The sequence below is a fragment of the Blastopirellula marina genome, from assembly GCF_002967715.1.
GTDB lineage: Bacteria > Planctomycetota > Planctomycetia > Pirellulales > Pirellulaceae > Bremerella > Bremerella marina_B.
Map to the genome: position 1 here is coordinate 221,117 of NZ_PUIA01000057.1, position 18,382 is coordinate 239,498.

Annotated in this window: 13 protein-coding genes and 1 tRNA gene; 4 read left to right on the top strand and 10 right to left on the bottom strand. The window is 55.4% G+C overall.

Annotated elements, in window-relative coordinates:
* Positions 1-51: 51 nt before the first annotated feature.
* On the top strand, positions 52-1,482 hold the full coding sequence (locus tag C5Y96_RS17960; protein ID WP_105356157.1) for a sulfatase: 1,431 nt from the start codon (positions 52-54) through the stop codon (positions 1,480-1,482).
* On the opposite strand, the gene mutS is transcribed toward C5Y96_RS17960, so the two are convergent.
* Positions 1,479-4,073, bottom strand: coding sequence for a DNA mismatch repair protein MutS (mutS, locus tag C5Y96_RS17965; protein WP_105356685.1), 2,595 nt, complete (start codon positions 4,071-4,073; stop codon positions 1,479-1,481). The genes C5Y96_RS17960 and mutS overlap by 4 nt on opposite strands.
* 340 nt (positions 4,074-4,413) lie before the next feature.
* On the opposite strand from mutS, the gene C5Y96_RS17970 reads away from it, so the two are divergent.
* Entirely contained in the window at positions 4,414-5,046 is a 633-nt protein-coding gene (locus tag C5Y96_RS17970) for a hypothetical protein (RefSeq protein WP_105356159.1), read from the top strand.
* A 52-nt stretch (positions 5,047-5,098) separates the two neighbouring features.
* Here the strand turns inward: C5Y96_RS17970 and C5Y96_RS17975 are convergent, their stop codons facing one another.
* A complete protein-coding gene (locus C5Y96_RS17975; RefSeq protein ID WP_105356161.1) occupies positions 5,099-5,356 on the bottom strand; it encodes a hypothetical protein in 258 nt (85 codons plus the stop codon).
* Positions 5,357-5,431: 75 nt separating this feature from the next.
* A tRNA-Val gene (locus C5Y96_RS17980) sits at positions 5,432-5,505 on the bottom strand.
* Positions 5,506-5,784: 279 nt separating this feature from the next.
* Between C5Y96_RS17980 and C5Y96_RS17985 the strand changes: the two genes are divergently transcribed.
* Entirely contained in the window at positions 5,785-6,708 is a 924-nt protein-coding gene (locus tag C5Y96_RS17985; RefSeq protein ID WP_146115714.1) for a hypothetical protein, read from the top strand.
* A gap of 69 nt (positions 6,709-6,777) precedes the next feature.
* Entirely contained in the window at positions 6,778-7,716 is a 939-nt protein-coding gene (locus C5Y96_RS17990; RefSeq protein ID WP_105356165.1) for an aldose 1-epimerase, read from the top strand.
* A 78-nt stretch (positions 7,717-7,794) separates the two neighbouring features.
* Here the strand turns inward: C5Y96_RS17990 and C5Y96_RS17995 are convergent, their stop codons facing one another.
* From C5Y96_RS17995 to ftsH, 7 genes are all read right to left on the bottom strand, one after another.
* Positions 7,795-8,220: a hypothetical protein gene (locus C5Y96_RS17995; protein ID WP_105356167.1), complete on the bottom strand. Its 426-nt coding sequence runs from the start codon at positions 8,218-8,220 to the stop codon at positions 7,795-7,797.
* 298 nt (positions 8,221-8,518) lie between these two features.
* A complete protein-coding gene (locus tag C5Y96_RS18000; RefSeq protein WP_105356169.1) occupies positions 8,519-9,379 on the bottom strand; it encodes an ABC transporter permease in 861 nt (286 codons plus the stop codon).
* Positions 9,376-10,371 (bottom strand): ABC transporter permease, encoded by a 996-nt coding sequence (locus C5Y96_RS18005; protein ID WP_233199020.1) that lies wholly within the window; start codon positions 10,369-10,371, stop codon positions 9,376-9,378. Before C5Y96_RS18005 ends, C5Y96_RS18000 begins: the two co-directional genes overlap by 4 nt.
* 11 nt (positions 10,372-10,382) lie before the next feature.
* Complete coding sequence (locus C5Y96_RS18010; protein ID WP_105356170.1) at positions 10,383-11,969, bottom strand: ABC transporter substrate-binding protein; 1,587 nt, start codon at positions 11,967-11,969, stop codon at positions 10,383-10,385.
* 97 nt (positions 11,970-12,066) lie between these two features.
* Entirely contained in the window at positions 12,067-14,784 is a 2,718-nt protein-coding gene (locus tag C5Y96_RS18015; protein ID WP_105356172.1) for a serine/threonine-protein kinase, read from the bottom strand.
* A 242-nt stretch (positions 14,785-15,026) separates the two neighbouring features.
* Positions 15,027-16,169 (bottom strand): ribosome small subunit-dependent GTPase A, encoded by a 1,143-nt coding sequence (rsgA, locus tag C5Y96_RS18020; protein ID WP_105356176.1) that lies wholly within the window; start codon positions 16,167-16,169, stop codon positions 15,027-15,029.
* 41 nt (positions 16,170-16,210) lie between these two features.
* Positions 16,211-18,274: an ATP-dependent zinc metalloprotease FtsH gene (gene ftsH / locus C5Y96_RS18025; RefSeq protein WP_105356179.1), complete on the bottom strand. Its 2,064-nt coding sequence runs from the start codon at positions 18,272-18,274 to the stop codon at positions 16,211-16,213.
* Between the last annotated feature and the right edge of the window lie 108 nt (positions 18,275-18,382).

Genomic DNA, 18,382 nt, shown 5'->3' on the forward strand with positions numbered 1-18,382 from the left:
GCTTTGCCTCACTCCTTATCCTGTTTCCTTCCGCGAATCGAGACCCTTTCCATGCGAACGCTTGCGATCATACTCTCGGCCCTGGCAATACTGCTGGCCCCTCAATTAGCCTTGGGTGCCGAGCAGAAACCGAACTTCGTTTTCTTCCTGGTCGATGACCTGGGATGGACCGATCTAAGTTGCTATGGAAGCTCGTTCTACGAAACGCCAAACGTCGACAAACTGGCTTCCAGCGGCCTGAAGTTCACCAATGCCTACGCGGCCTGCCAGGTATGCTCACCCACGCGCGCAAGCATTCTCACCGGTCGATACCCCACTCGGACCGGCATTACCGATTATATTGGCGCGGCCCAGCCTGAGGGTTGGAATCGCAAGACCAAGATGCTGCCGGCTCCGTACGAAGTGCAACTTGCTCACGACGAAACGACGATCGCGGAATTGTTGAAAGCCAACGGGTACGCGACCTTCTTCGCCGGCAAATGGCACCTCGGAGGCGAACAGTACTGGCCCGAGCATCAAGGCTTCGACGTCAACAAAGGGGGCATCGATCGCGGGGGCCCTTACGGTGGCAAGAAGTATTTCTCACCCTACGCCAACCCTCGCCTGAAAGATGGCCCCGACGGCGAACATCTGCCTGATCGCCTGGCAACCGAAACGGTCAAGTTCATGACCGAGCACAAGGATGAGCCGTTTTTGGCGTACCTGTCTTTCTATTCGGTACACACGCCGCTGATGTCTCGCGAAGACCTCAAACAGAAGTACCAGCAGAAGAAGGAAACGCTGAAACCCGGCGAGATTTGGGGACAGGAAGGAGAACGCAAAGTACGTCTCATTCAAGAGCACGCCGTTTACGCCGGCATGGTCGAGGCCATGGACCAGGCCGTCGGCAAGGTGCTCAACGGAATCGATGAGTTGGGGCTGACGAAAAACACGGTGGTGATCTTCATGTCCGACAACGGCGGCCTGTCGACTTCTGAAGGACATCCAACCAGCAACCTGCCACTTCGTGCCGGCAAAGGATGGATCTACGAAGGGGGAATTCGCGAACCGATGATCGTCCGTTGGCCAGGCAACACCAAGGCCGGAACCGAAACTTCGCAGTATGTCAGCAGTGTTGACTTCTTCCCCACGATGCTGCAAATCGCAGGCATCGAAGTTCCCAAGAATTTGACGATTGACGGCATGAGCTTCGCCCCAATCTTAGAAGGCCAAGAACTCGACCGTGGTGCGATCTACTGGCACTATCCTCACTACGGCAACCAAGGAGGCTCCCCCACTTCGGCGATTCGCGAAGGAGACTGGAAGCTGATCGAGTTCTACGAAGACGGCCACCTGGAGTTGTATAACGTGGCTGAAGACATCAGCGAGCAACACGATCTGGCCGCCAAGAAGCCGGACCTCGTCGAAAAGCTACATGCCAAACTCAAAGCGTGGCGTAACGAGACTGGAGCCAAGATGCCCACGCATCGCAAGGACGCCTAGTTTGTTGGCTTCTTGAGTTCACTCTGCCACTGGATCAGCTTTTGGAATGCATCCAGTGGCGTCAGACCGCTCAGATCCGTCTGCCGAATCTCTTCGACCACCGGGTGTTCGCTCGGGCCGAACAACGTCAGCTGAAGATCGGTCTTCGGGTGACGATCTCGCTTGGGACGAATCTTCGATTGCCCATCCAAGTCGAGATGTTCCTGCTCGAGTTGCGTCAGAATCTGCTTGGCGCGTTCGTTGACATCGTTGGGAATCCCTGCCAGTCGAGCCACGTAAATCCCGTAGCTCTTATCGGCCGCCCCCGCAACGATCTTATGCAGGAAGATGATCTTATCGTCCCACTCCTTCACCGCCACATTCAGGTTCGTCACACGAGCCAGCGACTGGGACAGATCGGCCAATTCGTGATAGTGCGTGGCAAACAGCGTGCGACAACCGATCCGATCGTGGATGTATTCGACAATCGACCACGCCAGCGAAACGCCATCGTAGGTACTGGTCCCACGGCCAATCTCATCCAGAATGACGAGGCTTCGTTCGGTCGCTGTATTGAGAATTCGGGCCGTCTCGGTCATTTCAACCATGAACGTACTCTGGCCGCGTGAAAGTTCGTCGCTTGCCCCCACGCGGGCAAACACACGATCGACGATGCCAACCCGGGCTTCCTTGGCCGGGACAAAACTTCCCATTTGAGCCATGATCGAAATCAGTCCGACCTGGCGAATGTAGGTACTTTTACCAGCCATGTTCGGACCGGTGATGATAGCGATGTCGTCCACATCTTCGCCGCCGAGCATCGTATCGTTGGGGATGAACGTACCAGCTTCCTCAGTCACGTCCAGCACCGGATGGCGACCATCGACAATGGCCAGTTCCTTGCCGTCATCGATTCTCGGTCGACAGTAATTGCGATCGCGTGCCAGGTTGCCCAGCGATACCAATGCATCCAGGTTGGCCAGAGCCGTGGCCGTGCTGCGAAGCCGATCGGCGGCCGATTGCACGAGATCGCGAAGTTCAGCGAACAACTCGTACTCCAGCGTTTTCGCTTTCTCGTCAGCCGACAGAACTTTATCTTCGTACTCTTTCAGTTCCGGCGTGATATACCGCTCGGCATTCTTGAGCGTCTGTTTACGATGAAAATACGTGGGAACTTTTTCACGATGGGTGTTCGTGATCTCGATGTAATATCCGAAGACCTTATTGAACCCCACCTTCATGTTCGGGATGCCAGACTTCTTGCTTTCTTCAGCCTGGTAGTTGGCAATCCATTGCTTGCCGCCGGCAGCCAGGCCACGCAACTCGTCGAGCCTGGCATTGTAGCCATCTTGAATAAAGCCACCGTCGGCAGTCGTCAGTGGGCAATCCTCGATTAGCGCCGCGGCTAACTTGTCGTGCACTTCAGGGCACAGATCAATCTGGCTTTCAATCTCTCCTAAAAGCTTGCATTTCCGAGAGGTCACCTTCGCTTTGATTCGTGGCAGCTTTGCCAGTGTGCGGCCGACAAAGCTCAGGTCGCGGGGACTTGCCCGACCGGTAGTCACGCGGGTCAAAAGCCTCTGCAGGTCGTACACGCCTGCCAACGCATCGCCCAGCGATTCTGAGAGGGAAAGGTCGTTCTTCAATTCCTCGACGGCGTCGTGACGATCGCAGATGGGCTGTACTGAAGCCAAGGGGCTGCCCAGCCAGTCGGCCATCAAGCGGCTTCCCATCGGCGTGCGGCAACGGTCCAGGACTGAAATCAAAGTCCCATCCCGGCGTTGGTCGCGAATGGTTCGCGTAAGCTCCAGCGAACGCCTGGTCGCTTCGTCAATCTCGACGCAGTTGGTCTGCCGGTATGGAATCAGCGTCTGCACATGTTCCAGCGAACCACGCTGTGTCTCTTGCAAATAGTCAAGAATCGCCCCGGCAGCTCGAATCGCCAGGCGATCTCCGTCGTCGAAGCCAAACCCATCCAGGCTCTTGACCTCGAAGTGCTTCGACAGCTTCTCATCGGCTGCCTTGCCGCCAAACGCCCATGCAGGGCGCTGCGTCTGCAGGAACTGCCCATTCATATGCTTCGGCAACGCGTCGGTCCCTTCGGAAAGAAGGCACTCGGATGGCGCAATCCGGGCCAGTTCGTCAGCAAGTCGCGCTGCCGAAAAGACGCCAGCGAGAAATCGCCCCGTCGAAAGTTCGATCCAACTGATGCCGGCGTTTTCCCCTTCGCATAAGACGGCAGCCAGGAAGTTACTTTCCTTGGGGCTCAGCAGCGAGTCGTCTGTCAGCGTGCCTGGGGAAAGAATGCGGGTAATCTCGCGTTTGACGATCCCCTTGGCCTGTTTAGGGTCTTCGACCTGATCGCAGATACCGACGCGGTACCCTTGCTGGATCAATTTAGCGAGGTACGAGTCGAGCTGATGATGCGGGAAGCCAGCCATGGGGGTAGCGTTTTCCCCTTTGTCCCGACTGGTAAGGGTCATCCCCAGGACTTTCGAGGCGGTGACTGCGTCGTCGTTAAACAATTCGTAGAAGTCACCCATGCGGAACAGCAAGATCGCGTCCCCACAAGCATTCTTTGCTTCGTGGTACTGCTGCATCATTGGGGTCATCGCCATCTTCACAACCTATCGTTTTCCTGCCGATGTCGCTTCGAAGCGGAGCCTTCCCTCTAGTTGAAGGAGGTCGCTTGCCGGGGGCAAAACGCCACAAAATTAACATAACAGGCGAAGCCTTAGACATGCAGGAGGGGCAACGCCCCCAGCGGAAATCGAAGCAAGTGTGAAGAAACGGTAATCCTTCGCCAAATTCGCTGCTTTCAGGCGAACATAAACGCAATAGGATGCGTTCGGCTAATGGTTCCATCTAAACTAAATTACTGCCAGGAGGTGGCAGAACGGATGGGTTTCCCAGGGAACGTGTGACTTCAACCAGGAGTGCCGGGGGCCAACGATGCCGGACGACCTGATCCGATTTAAGTGCAAACACTGCAAAAACACCATCAAAGCCAAGCCTAAATACGCTGGTACGAAGATTTCGTGCCCCGGCTGTCGGCAATCCATACGCGTGCCTGGTGGCGACACGACTTCCGATTCCAGTAAGAAAAAGAATTCGGAAAGGTCGAGCAAGAAAGATCGAAATGACTCGACCGTAATCCTGCGGAATTCGCCAACCGCCTCGGAAGCACAGAAACGAGAGGCAAGAAAACTCGGCATCAAGTTTAAAGAAGGGATTTCCGCGCGAGAGCTATCGGAATTGATCGAATGGGAAAAGAAAAACAGGGCCCAACGTATCAAAGCGGCCAAAAATAAGCTCGAAGCGATGCTGGCCGAAATAACCCCCATGGAATACATGGAAGAGATGCTCGTACGTCGGAAAACAGGCGTATTGCTGCTGATCGATGCGGACGAATTTGGGGGAGACCAGGAAAATCTTCCCAATTGTACTGCCCAGATCTTCTCCACAGACGACCTGTTATCGTCCGACTTGCCAGCGATGCTACAGCACGTACTCGCTCAACTGCACGCTGGTAAAGATGTTCCTCAAACCCGGCATCAGTACGACACCGGGGATGAAGAAGATTAGCCACAGCACGCATCGAATTGGTGCTGTGGCTTTCCCCATGCGAGCAAGCGGCTTAGTCTTTGGCCGACATGCGATTGTAAAGCTCGGCCATCAATTCACTCACTTTGACAGCCATTTCATAGGCCTCGGCGTCCAGCAGAATGGCCGGGTGGCTGGCGATATGCTCGCTCCAGGTAGCTTCGGTCACGTAGATTCGATCGACCGCTTCGTGATTTCCAAAGCTTTCGGGACCATATTGCTCAGCCAGATCCTCCATGGAGATGGAGTTTTCTTCACAAGCGGCTGCCAACAATTCTTCGCGTTCGTCCATGTCCGAATGTCCTTATTCACACACACAGCGCATAGAAAGACCCATAACTCAAAACCGAGTTACGGGTGCAAAAAGTGGGCGATGAGGGACTCGAACCCCCGACATCTTGCTTGTAAGGCAAGCGCTCTAGCCAACTGAGCTAATCGCCCTGAGATCGCACAATTTAACAATCGGACTTTCACTTCGTCAACATGACACCCGAATGGTGGGCAAGGTTGCGATTAGTCGATTAAATCGACAAAATCTACCGATGATGCAGGCCAATCCCTCTTCTCCAGCAGCAAGCGAAGGGCACAATCCGACTTTTGGCTGTTTCCGTGCCGCAAAACATTCCCTACAACCAACTTCCTGCTCCCATCTCGTCGCCTTCCAGTCGACTATAACAGGTAACAGTCGCTCGCAATGACCGATCTAATCAGGAGTCCTCCTTGATTTACTTGCGGATAATTACCCTTTCGCTCCACCTCATTCTGATGAATCTCGCCTCGGTTGGTCCGATTCTGTCGATTTGGCTCGACGCGAAATCAACTCGGCAATCGAGCGAAGAAATTGCATCGCTGGGCCGTACCATTGGGTGGTGGTCGGTGGCGGCCTTGGTTCTCGGCGTCGTTCTCGGTCTGATCCAGGGAATCCTGATTTGGTCGCAAGGAGGCGAAGCCTACTTCCAGGCCGTGGAAAGCGTCTGGGACTCTAAGATCCTCTATGGCTTCTGGGAAATCGCTTTCTCCCTGGTGTGTACCATTGGATATTTGGTTTGGTGGGGGTTCGGAAAACGTGCCAGTCGCTGGCAGCGATTTCTCTCTCGTTTTCTAGCCATCCTGTCAGCAACAAACCTGCTGTATCACTTTCCGACCCTCTTCACGATTCTTGGGCTCATTGCTCGCGGAGAAGTCGAAATTGAATCTCCAGTCGATTCCAGCCAGTTCCGAACGCTATTGGTCCATGGTGAAGTGATCTGGTTTACGCTCCACTTCTGGTTCGCTTCCTTCGCCGTCAGCGGTCTGATTGCTGGCATGCTTTGCCTGAAGAATCTGTCTGAAGATCAGCGAGAATCAACCGCCGGCACTGCGTTTACGATTGCCCTTATCCCGACGCTGCTTCAGATTCCTGTTGGATTTGTGTTAACAACCACCTTGAATTCCGCCCAGCAATCGCGTTTGATGGGCGGTGATACCTTGTGTACAGCCATGTTCGCTCTGAGCGTGGGACTGGCTTTCTGGCTGATGCATCATCTGGCGGGACTCGCCTTTTTTGATCGCAGTCTGCGAAAGGCCAACATGGCCCTGATGACACTCGGAGGAACGATCGTCTTGATGACAGCGACAATGCTCTTAAGCCGCGGGGAAATGTAGCCGCCGTCGCTTGTCTGTCAGGATCGCCTCTCAACCAAAATTGAGTCACCTAACGAAGAAGTCATTTCCATGAGTTTGGAAGTCCTCGAAATTCGCGACCCAGCCACCGGATCGTTTGCCAAGATTACCCCGAGCTTTGGATTCAATTGTTTCCAGTTTGTTGCCAAACTCGACGATCAGCACGTCGACGTACTTTGGGCGGCCAAAGATTTCGTCGAGGGAACGGCCCGCCCTTCGAGCAGTGGCATTCCCATTCTCTTCCCATTCCCGGGACGCCTAAAAGGGACCAAACTTATCTGGGAAGATCGCGAATTCACTATCCCGGAAGGGGACGGACGCGGCAATGCGATCCATGGTTTTGTCATGAATCGATCGTGGCGCGTAGTCGAGCAAACCGAGTCGAAAGTAACCGCCGAGTTTCAAGCTTCTCAGGACGATGCCACCCTTCTGGAACAATGGCCGGCCGATTTCAAGATCCAAGTCACCTACGAAGTCTCTGGCTCGACGTTGTCTGGCACCTATCGAGTAGAGAACCCCGGCACCAAACCTCTGCCGTTTGGACTGGGAACGCACCCCTACTTCCACGTTCCCATCGGCGGCAACTCTGCGGACGCTTGCGAGATCATCGTTCCTTTCACGTTCACATGGGAATTCAAAGATCAACTGGCCAGCGGCAATCAATTCAATCGCGACTCCGATCCATTTATTCCGTTGCTGTTTAAGGATACCCAGTTCGATAACGGCTTCGGCGGACTCGAATGCGAGGATGGTATCTGCACCACTTCAATTCACGACCCCGAATCAGGGCGCACGATCGAGCAGCAGTTCGACGATCAATTCGAATCGGTCGTGCTCTACAATCCCGGCCATCGCGAAGCATTTTGTATCGAACCGTACACGTGCATTCCCGATGCGTTCCAGTTGCGACGCCAAGGGTACAACGGCGGCTTGCGTGTTCTGGCCGGCGGCGATACTTTCGAGACGACCGTTCGCATTCGCGTGAAGTAGTTCGTCTTGCAGTAGCGCATAAAAAAAGCCCCGCACGATTGGCGGGGCTTCTTGTTTTAGGCGATCGCAAACTGAAGTTTATTCTTCAATTTCAACGTCGGTGCCTTCAGCAGCTGGCAACTTGCCGGCAGCAATCTTGTCGCCGTAGGTTTCGCCCGACTTGGACTTCTCTTTGGCAACCTTGTCCAAAGCAGCTAAGAGCTCTTCCTGAACTTTTTCTGGTTCATCCTTACGACGCTTGGCACCGTAATCGTCCTTGTCCAGCAATTCGCCCAGAGCGACACCGTATTCGTTGCGGATCTTCTTGCTCTTACCACCGTGGCAAAGGTTGCACTTGGCTTCCTTTACGGCAGCAGCCAATTCTTTTTCGGCGTCCGTGGTAGGCTTTTCGATATTGTACTTCTCAACAAATGCGTCAGCGAAAGCCTTAACCGCATAAGCTGGAGTGGCATAGTACGAGGAGGCAGCAACAACAGCCACCAAACACAACGCGAGCTTCTTCATCAATTGTCTCTCCAAGCAAAGTACACCCGCCGCCCAGTCCGTTGAAATTCGTACCGTCGCAGGTGGGTTATTCGACGGCGGGAAGATGGTAGTTTATGTAGATCTCAACCTACCCTTCTAGTTAAGCTCGCCGCCATTAACGTGTCAAGCAAGCGAGTACATGAATAGGCGAAACCGGACTAATCTGAGTTATTCTTGTCGCATTCTTCTTAGATTCACGCCGTTACTTACGGCCAGAGTTGGTAATTCGTTCGATTTTTTCCGAGAAAACCAGACTTCTTGCTAGCAGCAGCTCCCTTTAGAAGCTTCGCGAGCGTCGACTCAGCAGCTCTCTGAGACCGTCTCCGAATAGATTGAATCCCAAGATCGTCAGCGAAATGGCAATGCCCGGAGCAATCGCCGGCCAGATGGTAACGTGAAGTTCCCCCTTCGCCTCGACTAGCATCGACCCCCACTCGGCATTCGACGGATCGCCTGCAATGCCTAGAAACGAGAGCCCGGCCACTTCCAGGATGGCATGCCCCAGTCCCAGCGTCGCCAGCACCCAGATCGTGCCGCTCACCGCTGGAAGAAAAACAAAGGCGATCAAGTAAAGGGGCGATGCACCTGCCGCGATGGCCGCTTCGACGTATGCTGCATGTTTGAGCGAAAGCATCTCGGCGCGGATCTGCCTGGCAAAGACGGGCACATTGATCAAAGCCACCGCCAGAATCACGGCTGTCCAGCCAGGTCGCATCGCGGCGATCACCAGGAAGGCGATCAGCAAACTAGGAAACGAAAGCCAGATATCGATCAGCCGCATGACCAGCATGTCGGTGCGTCCCCCTCGATAGCCGGCCAGCAACCCCAGCCCTACCCCCATTACCACCGCGCAGCTGATCGACGTGATACTGGCGATGAGAGATAGCCGGGAACCATAGATCACCCGCGTCAGAACATCTTTCTCGTTGGTATCGGTCCCAAGCCAATGCGCGGCACTGGGAGGCTGATTCTTTCCGTCTCGATCGTCACTGCCATACGGAGCAATCACTCCGGCGAAGATCGCACAGAACACAAACGTAAAGATTAAGCCCCCCCCAATCCACATCCCAGGCACTTCAAAGAGCCGCTTGCGAATCGACGGCGCGGTATTGGTTAGTTCGTACGTCGCAGTACTCAACTTCGATTCCCTTCACGCAGACGAGGATCGAGGAGCAGAAACAGCACGTCCAGTGTCAGGTTCAACGTGACGAAGATGCACGCCAGTACCAACGCACATGCCTGCACCACCGAATAGTCGTAGTCACGAATCGCATCGACGACATAGCGTCCCAGCCCCGGCCAATTGAATACGGTTTCTGTCAGGATCGCCCCGGAAAGCAGCATACCCAATTGAAAGCCGACGATATTAAGCACCGAGAGCGACGCGTTAGGAAACGCGTGCCGAGCAATCACCCGCAAAAAACCAGCCCCCTTGGCTCGTGCCGTTCTCAGGTAGTCCGCGTCAAACACTTCCAGCATGCTGTTACGCGTCACGCGAGAAACAACCGCCAAGGGAATTGTCGATAACGCAATCGCTGGCAGCATCAAATGCCGAGCACTGGTGGTCGCCAGTTGAAAGTTTCCCGTCAGGAGTGATTCGAAGAAGTAAAACTCGGTGTGCAAATCATGAAACGTCGCAGGCGGTAGCCGAGAGCCAGTGGGCATCATCGGAAAGGCCATGATCAAGCAAATTGCGAGAAAGAAGACCGGGATACTCACACCGAGCAGGGCAACTGCCATCGAGATCCAGTCTGGCCAGGAGTTTCGCCACAGTGCGGCGATCGTCCCCACGACAACCCCAAGGGGAATCGCGATCAGCATGGCAGCGAACGTCAGTTCTAGCGTGGCCGGAACAGCTTGGCTGAGGCGGGTACTAATTTTTTCGCCTGGTCGAGCAAACGATTCTCCCAAGTTGCCTTGGGCAATCTGTCCGGCAAAAGCGATCGCTTGCTGCCACAACGGCTTATTCCAGCCGCGTTCTTCCATTTCCTTTTCGATCTTCTCCGGCACGGCATGCTGGCCGAACTGGGCGATGACCGGATTGGCCGGAAGCACGCGGACGGCAACGAATATGGCCAGAACCGCAATCAGCATGGTAACGACGGCCTGAGCCAACCGCTGCAGAAGCATTGCCCACACAATTACTGCTCCGCAATTCGAGCAGATTTTAAGCGAACTTGCGACGAAGGATGCAACTTGTACCCTTTCACAAAGTCGCGTTGGGCAATCCGCACCGGTACGTGAACCAGCGGCAACACCGGAGCATCTTCGTAAATCAGCCGCTGAGCCTGCTTGTAAAGCTGCGTCCGTTTTTCCTGATCGAGCTCAAACTGAGCCGCATCCAGCAGCTTGTCGACCTCTTCGTTCTTGTACTGGCTCAGGTTATTACCGCCAATCTCGTTGATGTTCTCGGAATGCAGCAGTGTACTCAGGAAGTTATGTGGATCGGCGATATCGGCACTCCAACCACTGAGGCCCAACTGATGCTCACCCCGTGTCATCCGCTGAAAATGTTGCCCGATATCGTTGGTGATGATGTCAATCTGAAATCCAACCTTCTCTAACGCATCCTTGATAAAGATCGCCGTCTGCCGGGGCTGCTGCATGTAAGGACGCGGCTGATCCATCACGAAGAGTTCCAGCTTCAGCGGCAACGCGAAGCCATACTTCTTCGACGCTTCCTCTAAAAGCTGCTTGGCCTTTTCTAGATCGAACTCTCTGCCTGGCACGTCATCGCTATGTCCCCACAGCGTCGGCGGGACCATGGTCTTGGCCTTCTGGGCATGTCCAGCGTAGGCGACTTCGATCAAACGATCGCGGTCGATCGCATAACAAATAGCCTGGCGAACCTCTGGCTTATCCAGCGGCGGCTTCCGCGTTTGCATGGTGAGGTAACCGATATTGATCCCTGGGGTCGACTGCACGACCACCCCAGGCGTTTTCTCTAACCCATCGACTTCCGATGGAGGAAGATTGTCGGCAATGTGAATCTCGCCACGTTTGAGCTGTGTCACACGGATCGAGCTTTCTTCACTCGGTAGAAAGACAACCTGCTTAACACCGGCCGGCTCTCCCCAATAGTCATCGAAGCGAGACAACACGATTTCCTGCTTCGGCTTCCAATGCACAAACTGAAACGGGCCGGTCCCAACCGGGTGACGGGTAAAGTCGGCTCCGTACTTCTTCACGGCCGTGGGGCTGACAATCCCCGACGGAAACATCGCAATATTGGCCAGGAACGTTGCCTGAGGCTGTTTCAGCGTGAACTTCACCGTCAAGTCATCGACTGCTTCCACCTTCTCGATCTGCGTATAGCTCGAGTAGTAAGGAATGATGTTGTTGTGAACGTGAGGGTGATCGGGGTCCAGGATCCGCTCGAAAGTGAAGACAACCGCTTCGGCATTCAGCGGCGTTTCATCGTGGAACTTGACGTTCGGCCGCAACTTGAATGTCCACTCGCGCCCGTCTTCGCTCGTTTCCCAAGATTCGGCAACGCCGGGAACCAGGTCGAGCGTCTCTTCATCGTAGGCGACCAGCGGCTCGAAGATATTCACGATGACTTTGACCGATTCACCAATATCGGTGTGAATCGGGTCGAGGGCATTCGCATCCCCCCCTCGCCCGTAAATGAGCGTATCGGACACCGTCGGCGAACCGCCGCCACATGCCGTCAAAAAAGTAAAACAGAAAAGAATACAGCTAGACTGAAAAGCTCTCGAAAATTCCATGCGGCCATTCACGTTGTTGGCATCGGATGAGTGAGAAAGCCCGATTCTACAATTCGAGCGTGCCTGACGGCAACCTGAACGCGCCCTTGTTGGACGATCAATTTGTGGTCGCCGACCCACTTCCACTCGCACCGGCGAGGGGCGATTTGCCGATGGGCAGCTCCGCAAAATCGACGCCGGCGTTACGTTCATCGGGGCGAACCGCCGGGTTTTCGCTGAAATCGTCCAATAGTAGATAGTCGATCGGCAGCCGTTTCGAGTAAGTTGTGGCCGTCGGCAGGGGAGTTGCCCAGACCGATTCGCTTGGCTCCGAAAAAAGATCGTCCCACATTGTTTTCCAGCGTGTGTAGTCGACCGACGTCTTGCTGCTCGTTCCAGCGGTCGATTCAAGCAGCATCATCTCGCGGGCAGCCGTCCCCATGAAGTAGACATTATCCTCACACTCGATATCGAGTGACTTGGTCAGTTCTTCAATCGTCTGCGTCGAACTACGCTGCGAAAGGAAGGGCTTCGTCTTGCCCCATGTCACAATGCAGTCGTTCATCGGGACTTTCAAAGGAATCGCCCATGTCCCCTCACGCTGAAAAACGCTGCCGCCTGTGTCGATCGTACAATTGGCCAGCTTGAACTGGACGATGCCGCTGGCTTCCTTCTTCATGGCCGTGGAATTCGAACTCAGCAAATTGCCTGACATCGCGAGCACGCTATTCTCGCAGCTTACCCGTAGCGGCTGCTGACCGTTGGTGCGGATCAGGCTCGTTTCCCCGCGAACCATCGAGTTCTTCACCCGGACGATACTGTAACGGGCCATGCTTATTGAGGAAGCACTCGTCGACTCGGCCGCTGCCGGCAATGCCGATACGACGGCGGTTGCCCTGCGAAGCGTCTCCGGAATCATCATCTCGTCGTCGCGTTGAACCGTTACCTGGCAACCGTCCAATTCCAACTCGGCATTCTCAAGCCGAAATAGGGACCAGGTTCGCATCGAAACCGGTGGCAACACGATTTTTACTTGAACTTGGGAAAGCAGGAGCTTATTCGAGCTAACCAGAATCATCCGATCGAGAGGTTCAAATTCGAGCGGACGAAAAACGATTTCCGGCGAATAGCCAGCCGCGGCGCGAATCGTGAGACTGGCGTTATCCAAGATCAACGGACGTTCGACCCCCATTTCGCCGGAATACCTCAGCTCGATCGTATCCAGGCTGGGGTCGGCCTGCGCCTTGGCAATCGCTTCGTACAGGGTCGCGGCGTCGGTCGGCACGGTCAATACATTCTTGGCCACGACCGATGGTGTCGTCGTACTCATATCGGCAACCGGCGTAACTTCAGCCGTCGTACCCATTGGCTCTTTCGATACCGTCTCCGGCACCACTACCAGCGACTTACTGCCGGAATCCGACAGATCACCAACAACCTTGGACGAGTCCACAGGAACTGGCTTAGTGTCTTCGATCGGTTTTACCGCGTTGGAACTTGTGCCGACGCCTGGCTTGCTTCCCGATTCAGAAACGCCATCCTGCTCGGGTGGCACAATCGGTTTCATTTCCGAAGCATTCGTAGGACCAAACTCCACACCGGAAATGAAACTATCGTCTTGCGCCGACCAAATCGCTTCCAGAACGAACACCACGACCAGTAACATGATCGCCGGCATCACCCACGGAAGATGACGCTCGATGACGGTGCTGCGTTGTTCGGTGGTCGGCACGTAAACGGCCGAGGTCACATGCGGTGCGGCCAGGTTCAACTCGTCGATCAACACCAGGGCCGCGGCAATCAACTCCCCTGGCTTCTGATAGCGATCGTTCGGATTCTTTGCCATTAAGCGGCTTAAGATATGCACGACTTCGTCCGGCACGTCTGCCCGGAACTCGCGCGGATCTGGCGGCTCTTCGCCACTATGGCTCAGCAGTTTTTGAAGTACCGTCCCTTCCGGGAAAGGGGGCCGCCCCGTGAGCATAAAGAAAAACGTACACCCCAGCGAGTACAAGTCGCTACGCACGTCGGCGCTGCGAGGATCGCGGGCTTGCTCTGGCGAAATGTAATCGAACGTACCGAGCGTCATACCCGAAGCAGTCAGGTCGCTGTCTTGCGAGTTAACCTGATGCAGACGTGCCAGCCCCATGTCGACCAGCTTGGCTCGGTGCTGGGCATCGACCAGAATGTTCGATGGCTTAATGTCGCGGTGCACCACGTCACGCGTCGAAGCGTGATCGAGGGCCTCGGCAACTTGCACGAGGTAACTGACGGCCAGCTCAATTTCGAGTGGTCCGTTCCGCTCTACTTCATCGCGGATGTTCGTGCCGTCGATGAACTCGAAGACGATGTAGTTCCAGCCCTTGTCTTCCCCCACGTAGTACACCCGAGCGATATTCGGATGATCCAAACGGGCAGCGCTCTGGGCTTCGTTGCGGAAGCGGCGGACGGTGTCTTCTTTGGTGTTGTGTTCGCCGGAAAGAACTTTCACCGCTACGCGGCGATCGAGCTGGGTATCGTGTCCGCGAAAGACGGCCCCCATGCCGCCGGCACCAACGAATGCATCAAGCTGGAAGTGCCCCAGCGTCTGGCCGACCAGTTCTTTGCCCAGGGTCAGTTCCGCGAGCGTATAGCTACGCCCTGGCGAATCACCAACGTGCCCCTTCTTATTGGAAATAACGGTCGGCGGTTCTTCCAGAAAGTTTCGCCCATCCGGCAGATGATCGGCCGTAGCCGAATCGCTTCCGCGATGATCCGGAGTATCCCCTGTCGACGGCGCGAAGGGACCGCTGCCGCGAGTTTGGGAATCTTCGGGATCTCTGGGGGAATTGGGCATCAATCTCGCTGCCTGAAAACTTAAATGCGCCGGCGAAAAGTGGACATCAGCGCTCACGGCCAGGGTGAAAAGGAGCCGTACATCATCCTCTGACTATTGTATCCAAGCGGAGAATTCTCTCCATTAAAAGTTTACCAGATCGCCCAATCGATACCGGGGCGATGGCGATTTGAACCAAAATATCGGCCTAATCGTCCTAACGTCACCCACCCCCTGGCCACGGCAAACCCTGCTGTGACCACTTAGGCGGCATCGCCTGCGAATATCTGGCAGTAACTCTCGTAACGCCGGGTATCGAGAATTCCATCGGCCACTGCGTCCTTCACGGCACAATCGGCCTCGTGCGTGTGGGTACAGTTGGGAAACCGGCAATGGTTGATAAATGGTCGAATATCGCGAAACAGCCCTGCCACTTCTTCGGGAATGATGTCCCACAGTTGGAACTGGCGAATCCCAGGCGTATCGATCACGTGCCCTGCGGTTGCCATGGGAATCAGCGTGGCCGTGGTGGTGGTGTGCTTACCCTTTTCATTTTCGCGGCTCACCGCATTCACGCGAAGATTGAGCCCCGGCTCGATGGCGTTCAGCAGCGATGACTTCCCTACCCCGCTCTGCCCGGACAAGACTGTGTCCTTCCCATGCAGGGCCCGCCGCAGACGTTCGATGCCTATCTCTTCCTTGGCCGAAACCAGGTGGACCTCGTAGCCCAGGCTGCCGTATACGCCAACAATCGTTTGCAGCTGCGCCGGATCGAGAAGATCGACCTTGTTTATGCAGATGATCGGGCGAATACCGGCGTATTCGGCCGTCATCAGATAGCGATCGATCAAGTTGGGCTTCAGCCCAGGCTCGGCCGCGCTTCCTACGATGATAAGCTGATCGACATTGGCCACAATTATATGCTGTCGACCACGACTCGTTCGACTGAGCACCCCATAGCGAGGCTCGACGCTCTCGATGATTCCTTCACTCTCGCCACTGGGGCGAAACCAAACGCGATCGCCAGCCGCAACCACGTGCCGCACGTCGGTGGCCATCGTCTTCAATAGGCGACGCGTCGCGCACTTGTAGACCGACTTATCCGAGGACTCGACTTCGCTGATCAGTCCTTGCACGCGCAGGACGCGACCCGGTAGGCAAGTTTCTTTGTCGACATGGATCGAGAGATTATCGCCCGTTTCACCATCTTCGCCTTCCTGGCTGACGATGGTTCGCTTGCGAGTCAGTTCCCCTTTGCCGGAAATCCGTTCGCGTTGGACCGACTTATCGACGTCGAATTCGTCTCGATTGAAACGCTTGGTGATATCCCCCTGCCGTACCTTTTGCGTACGGTTCTTGCGGAACTCCACCCGGCGTTTTTGCTGGCCCTTGCTCTTTTTCGCCATGAAAGCTCTTGTCCTCTCTCTTGGTTTGCGTGAGAGGAAACTTAGTTGGACTCTTCGGCCTTGAGGTCGTCCGTGTTGATCTCGGTAGCAGGTGTAGCGTGCCCGTTCGATGCGATTTCCATTTCGGAATTCAGCTTGCTCGCTTTCGAGCGATGCACCGAGGGACCGATCAACTGTTCGACTTCGTGATCGGAAAGCTCTTCATGTTCGCACAGCGAGTTGGTGAGCTTGATCAGCTTGTCTTTGTTGGTGGTCAGAACGTCAATCGCCTTGTCGTGGGCTTCATGCAAGATACGAGCGACCTCGTCGTCGATGATCTGCATCGTGTGTTCGCTGAAGTGGCGATTCTCATGAATCTCGCGACCCAGGAACGGATCTTCGTCAGTAATTTTGTAATTCACCGGCCCCAGACGTTCGCTCATGCCCCACTGGGTCACCATGCGGCGAGCCATCTTAGTGGCACGTTCCAGGTCGTTTTCAGCCCCGGCACTTAACTCGTTGTAGGCAATCTTTTCGGCAGCCCGACCACCCAGGATGAAGGCTAACTGATCGTACAGTTCGCTTTCGCTGATGTTCATCCGGTCTTCTTCCGGCAGCGTCTGCGTCACGCCCAGTGCCCGTCCACGCGGGATCACGGTCACCTTGTGCAGGCGATCCACCCCCGGCAGCAGCCACGAGAGCAACGCGTGACCTGCTTCGTGATAGGCGGTCTTTTCCTTTTCGCGGGCCACCAGCGATTCTTCGCGCCGGGCACCCATCAAGATCTTGTCGCGGGCATACTCGAAGTCGTCCATCGTCACCGCGTCGCGGTCCTGACGCGTTGCCCATAACGCGGCTTCGTTGATCAAGTTGCGAATGTCGGCACCGGTCAGCCCCACAGCACCAGCAGCCAGGCGATCGATGTTCACGTCTTCAGCCAGCGGTACGTCTCGCACGTGGACTTTGAAAATCTCGACACGTCCCTTAAAGGTCGGGCGATCGACGGTGATATGGCGATCGAAACGACCGGGACGAAGAAGTGCCGGGTCCAGAACGTCAGGGCGGTTCGTCGCGGCGATAACGATGACCGTCTCGCCTTGCACGAAGCCGTCCATCTCGCTGAGGATCTGGTTGAGGGTCTGCTCACGTTCGTCGTGACCACCCCCCAAGCCTGCACCACGTTGACGACCGACCGCATCGATTTCGTCGATGAAGATGATCGCAGGGCTGTTGTCCTTGGCGGTCTTGAACAGGTCGCGAACGCGGCTGGCACCTACGCCGACAAACATCTGAATGAATTCCGAACCATTAATCGCATAGAACGGCACGCCTGCCTCGCCGGCAATCGCTCGGGCCAACAGGGTTTTACCGGTACCTGGAGGGCCCACCAGCAGCACCCCCTTGGGGATCTGCCCGCCGAGTCGTTCAAACTTCTCTGGCGTGCGCAGGAAGTCGACGATCTCCAACAGATCGCTCTTCACCCCTTCCAGACCGGCAACGTCTTTAAACGTCACGGCCTTGCGGGTTGCTTCGTAGCGTTTGGCAGGGCTCTTGCTGAAACCGGAAAGGAAGCCCCCGCCCATGATTTGATCGCGGCTGCGGCGGAAGCTGTTCCAGATGATGAACAGAAATACCAGTGGCAGCAGCATGATGACGATCCAGATGATCGACTGCATGGCTCGCGAGGAGTTATCGTAGTCCCAGCTGAGGTCGGGCTGTTCTTTCTTCTGTTCGACCAGCAACGTGGTGAGTGCCTGGAAGGCGGGCGAATCTTGGGCGGCGATTCGCGTACGGAACGCTTTGGGCCGCTTCACGGGATTGCCATCGGAATCGACCTTGTCGACTTCCTTACCGTCCTTCGTTTCCTTGGCAATCAACGGGACCTTCAGTTCGCCGCGGGCTTCCATATCCCCCAGGACGACTTTTTCGACGTTCCCCTTTTTGAGTTGCTCTTCGAACTCGGAAGTTTTCAGCGTGGTATAAGGAGAGTCAGCGGTCGAGATCAGCATCAGAACGACGGCAGCGAGCAGGATGCCCAGTGCGACGACGGTAAAATTAGGCCGCATGCCGCCTCCTCCGTTGGGACGTTCATTCGACTGATCTTCGTTACGCGGATTTTCCGCCATGCAATTATCCTTTGCAGTCGGACAAGTTCACGGTTCTTTAACGTTTTATACGCCGCTACATTGTAGCAGTTAATAGGTTCCCATGGCGTGACGGGGTCGAATAATCGC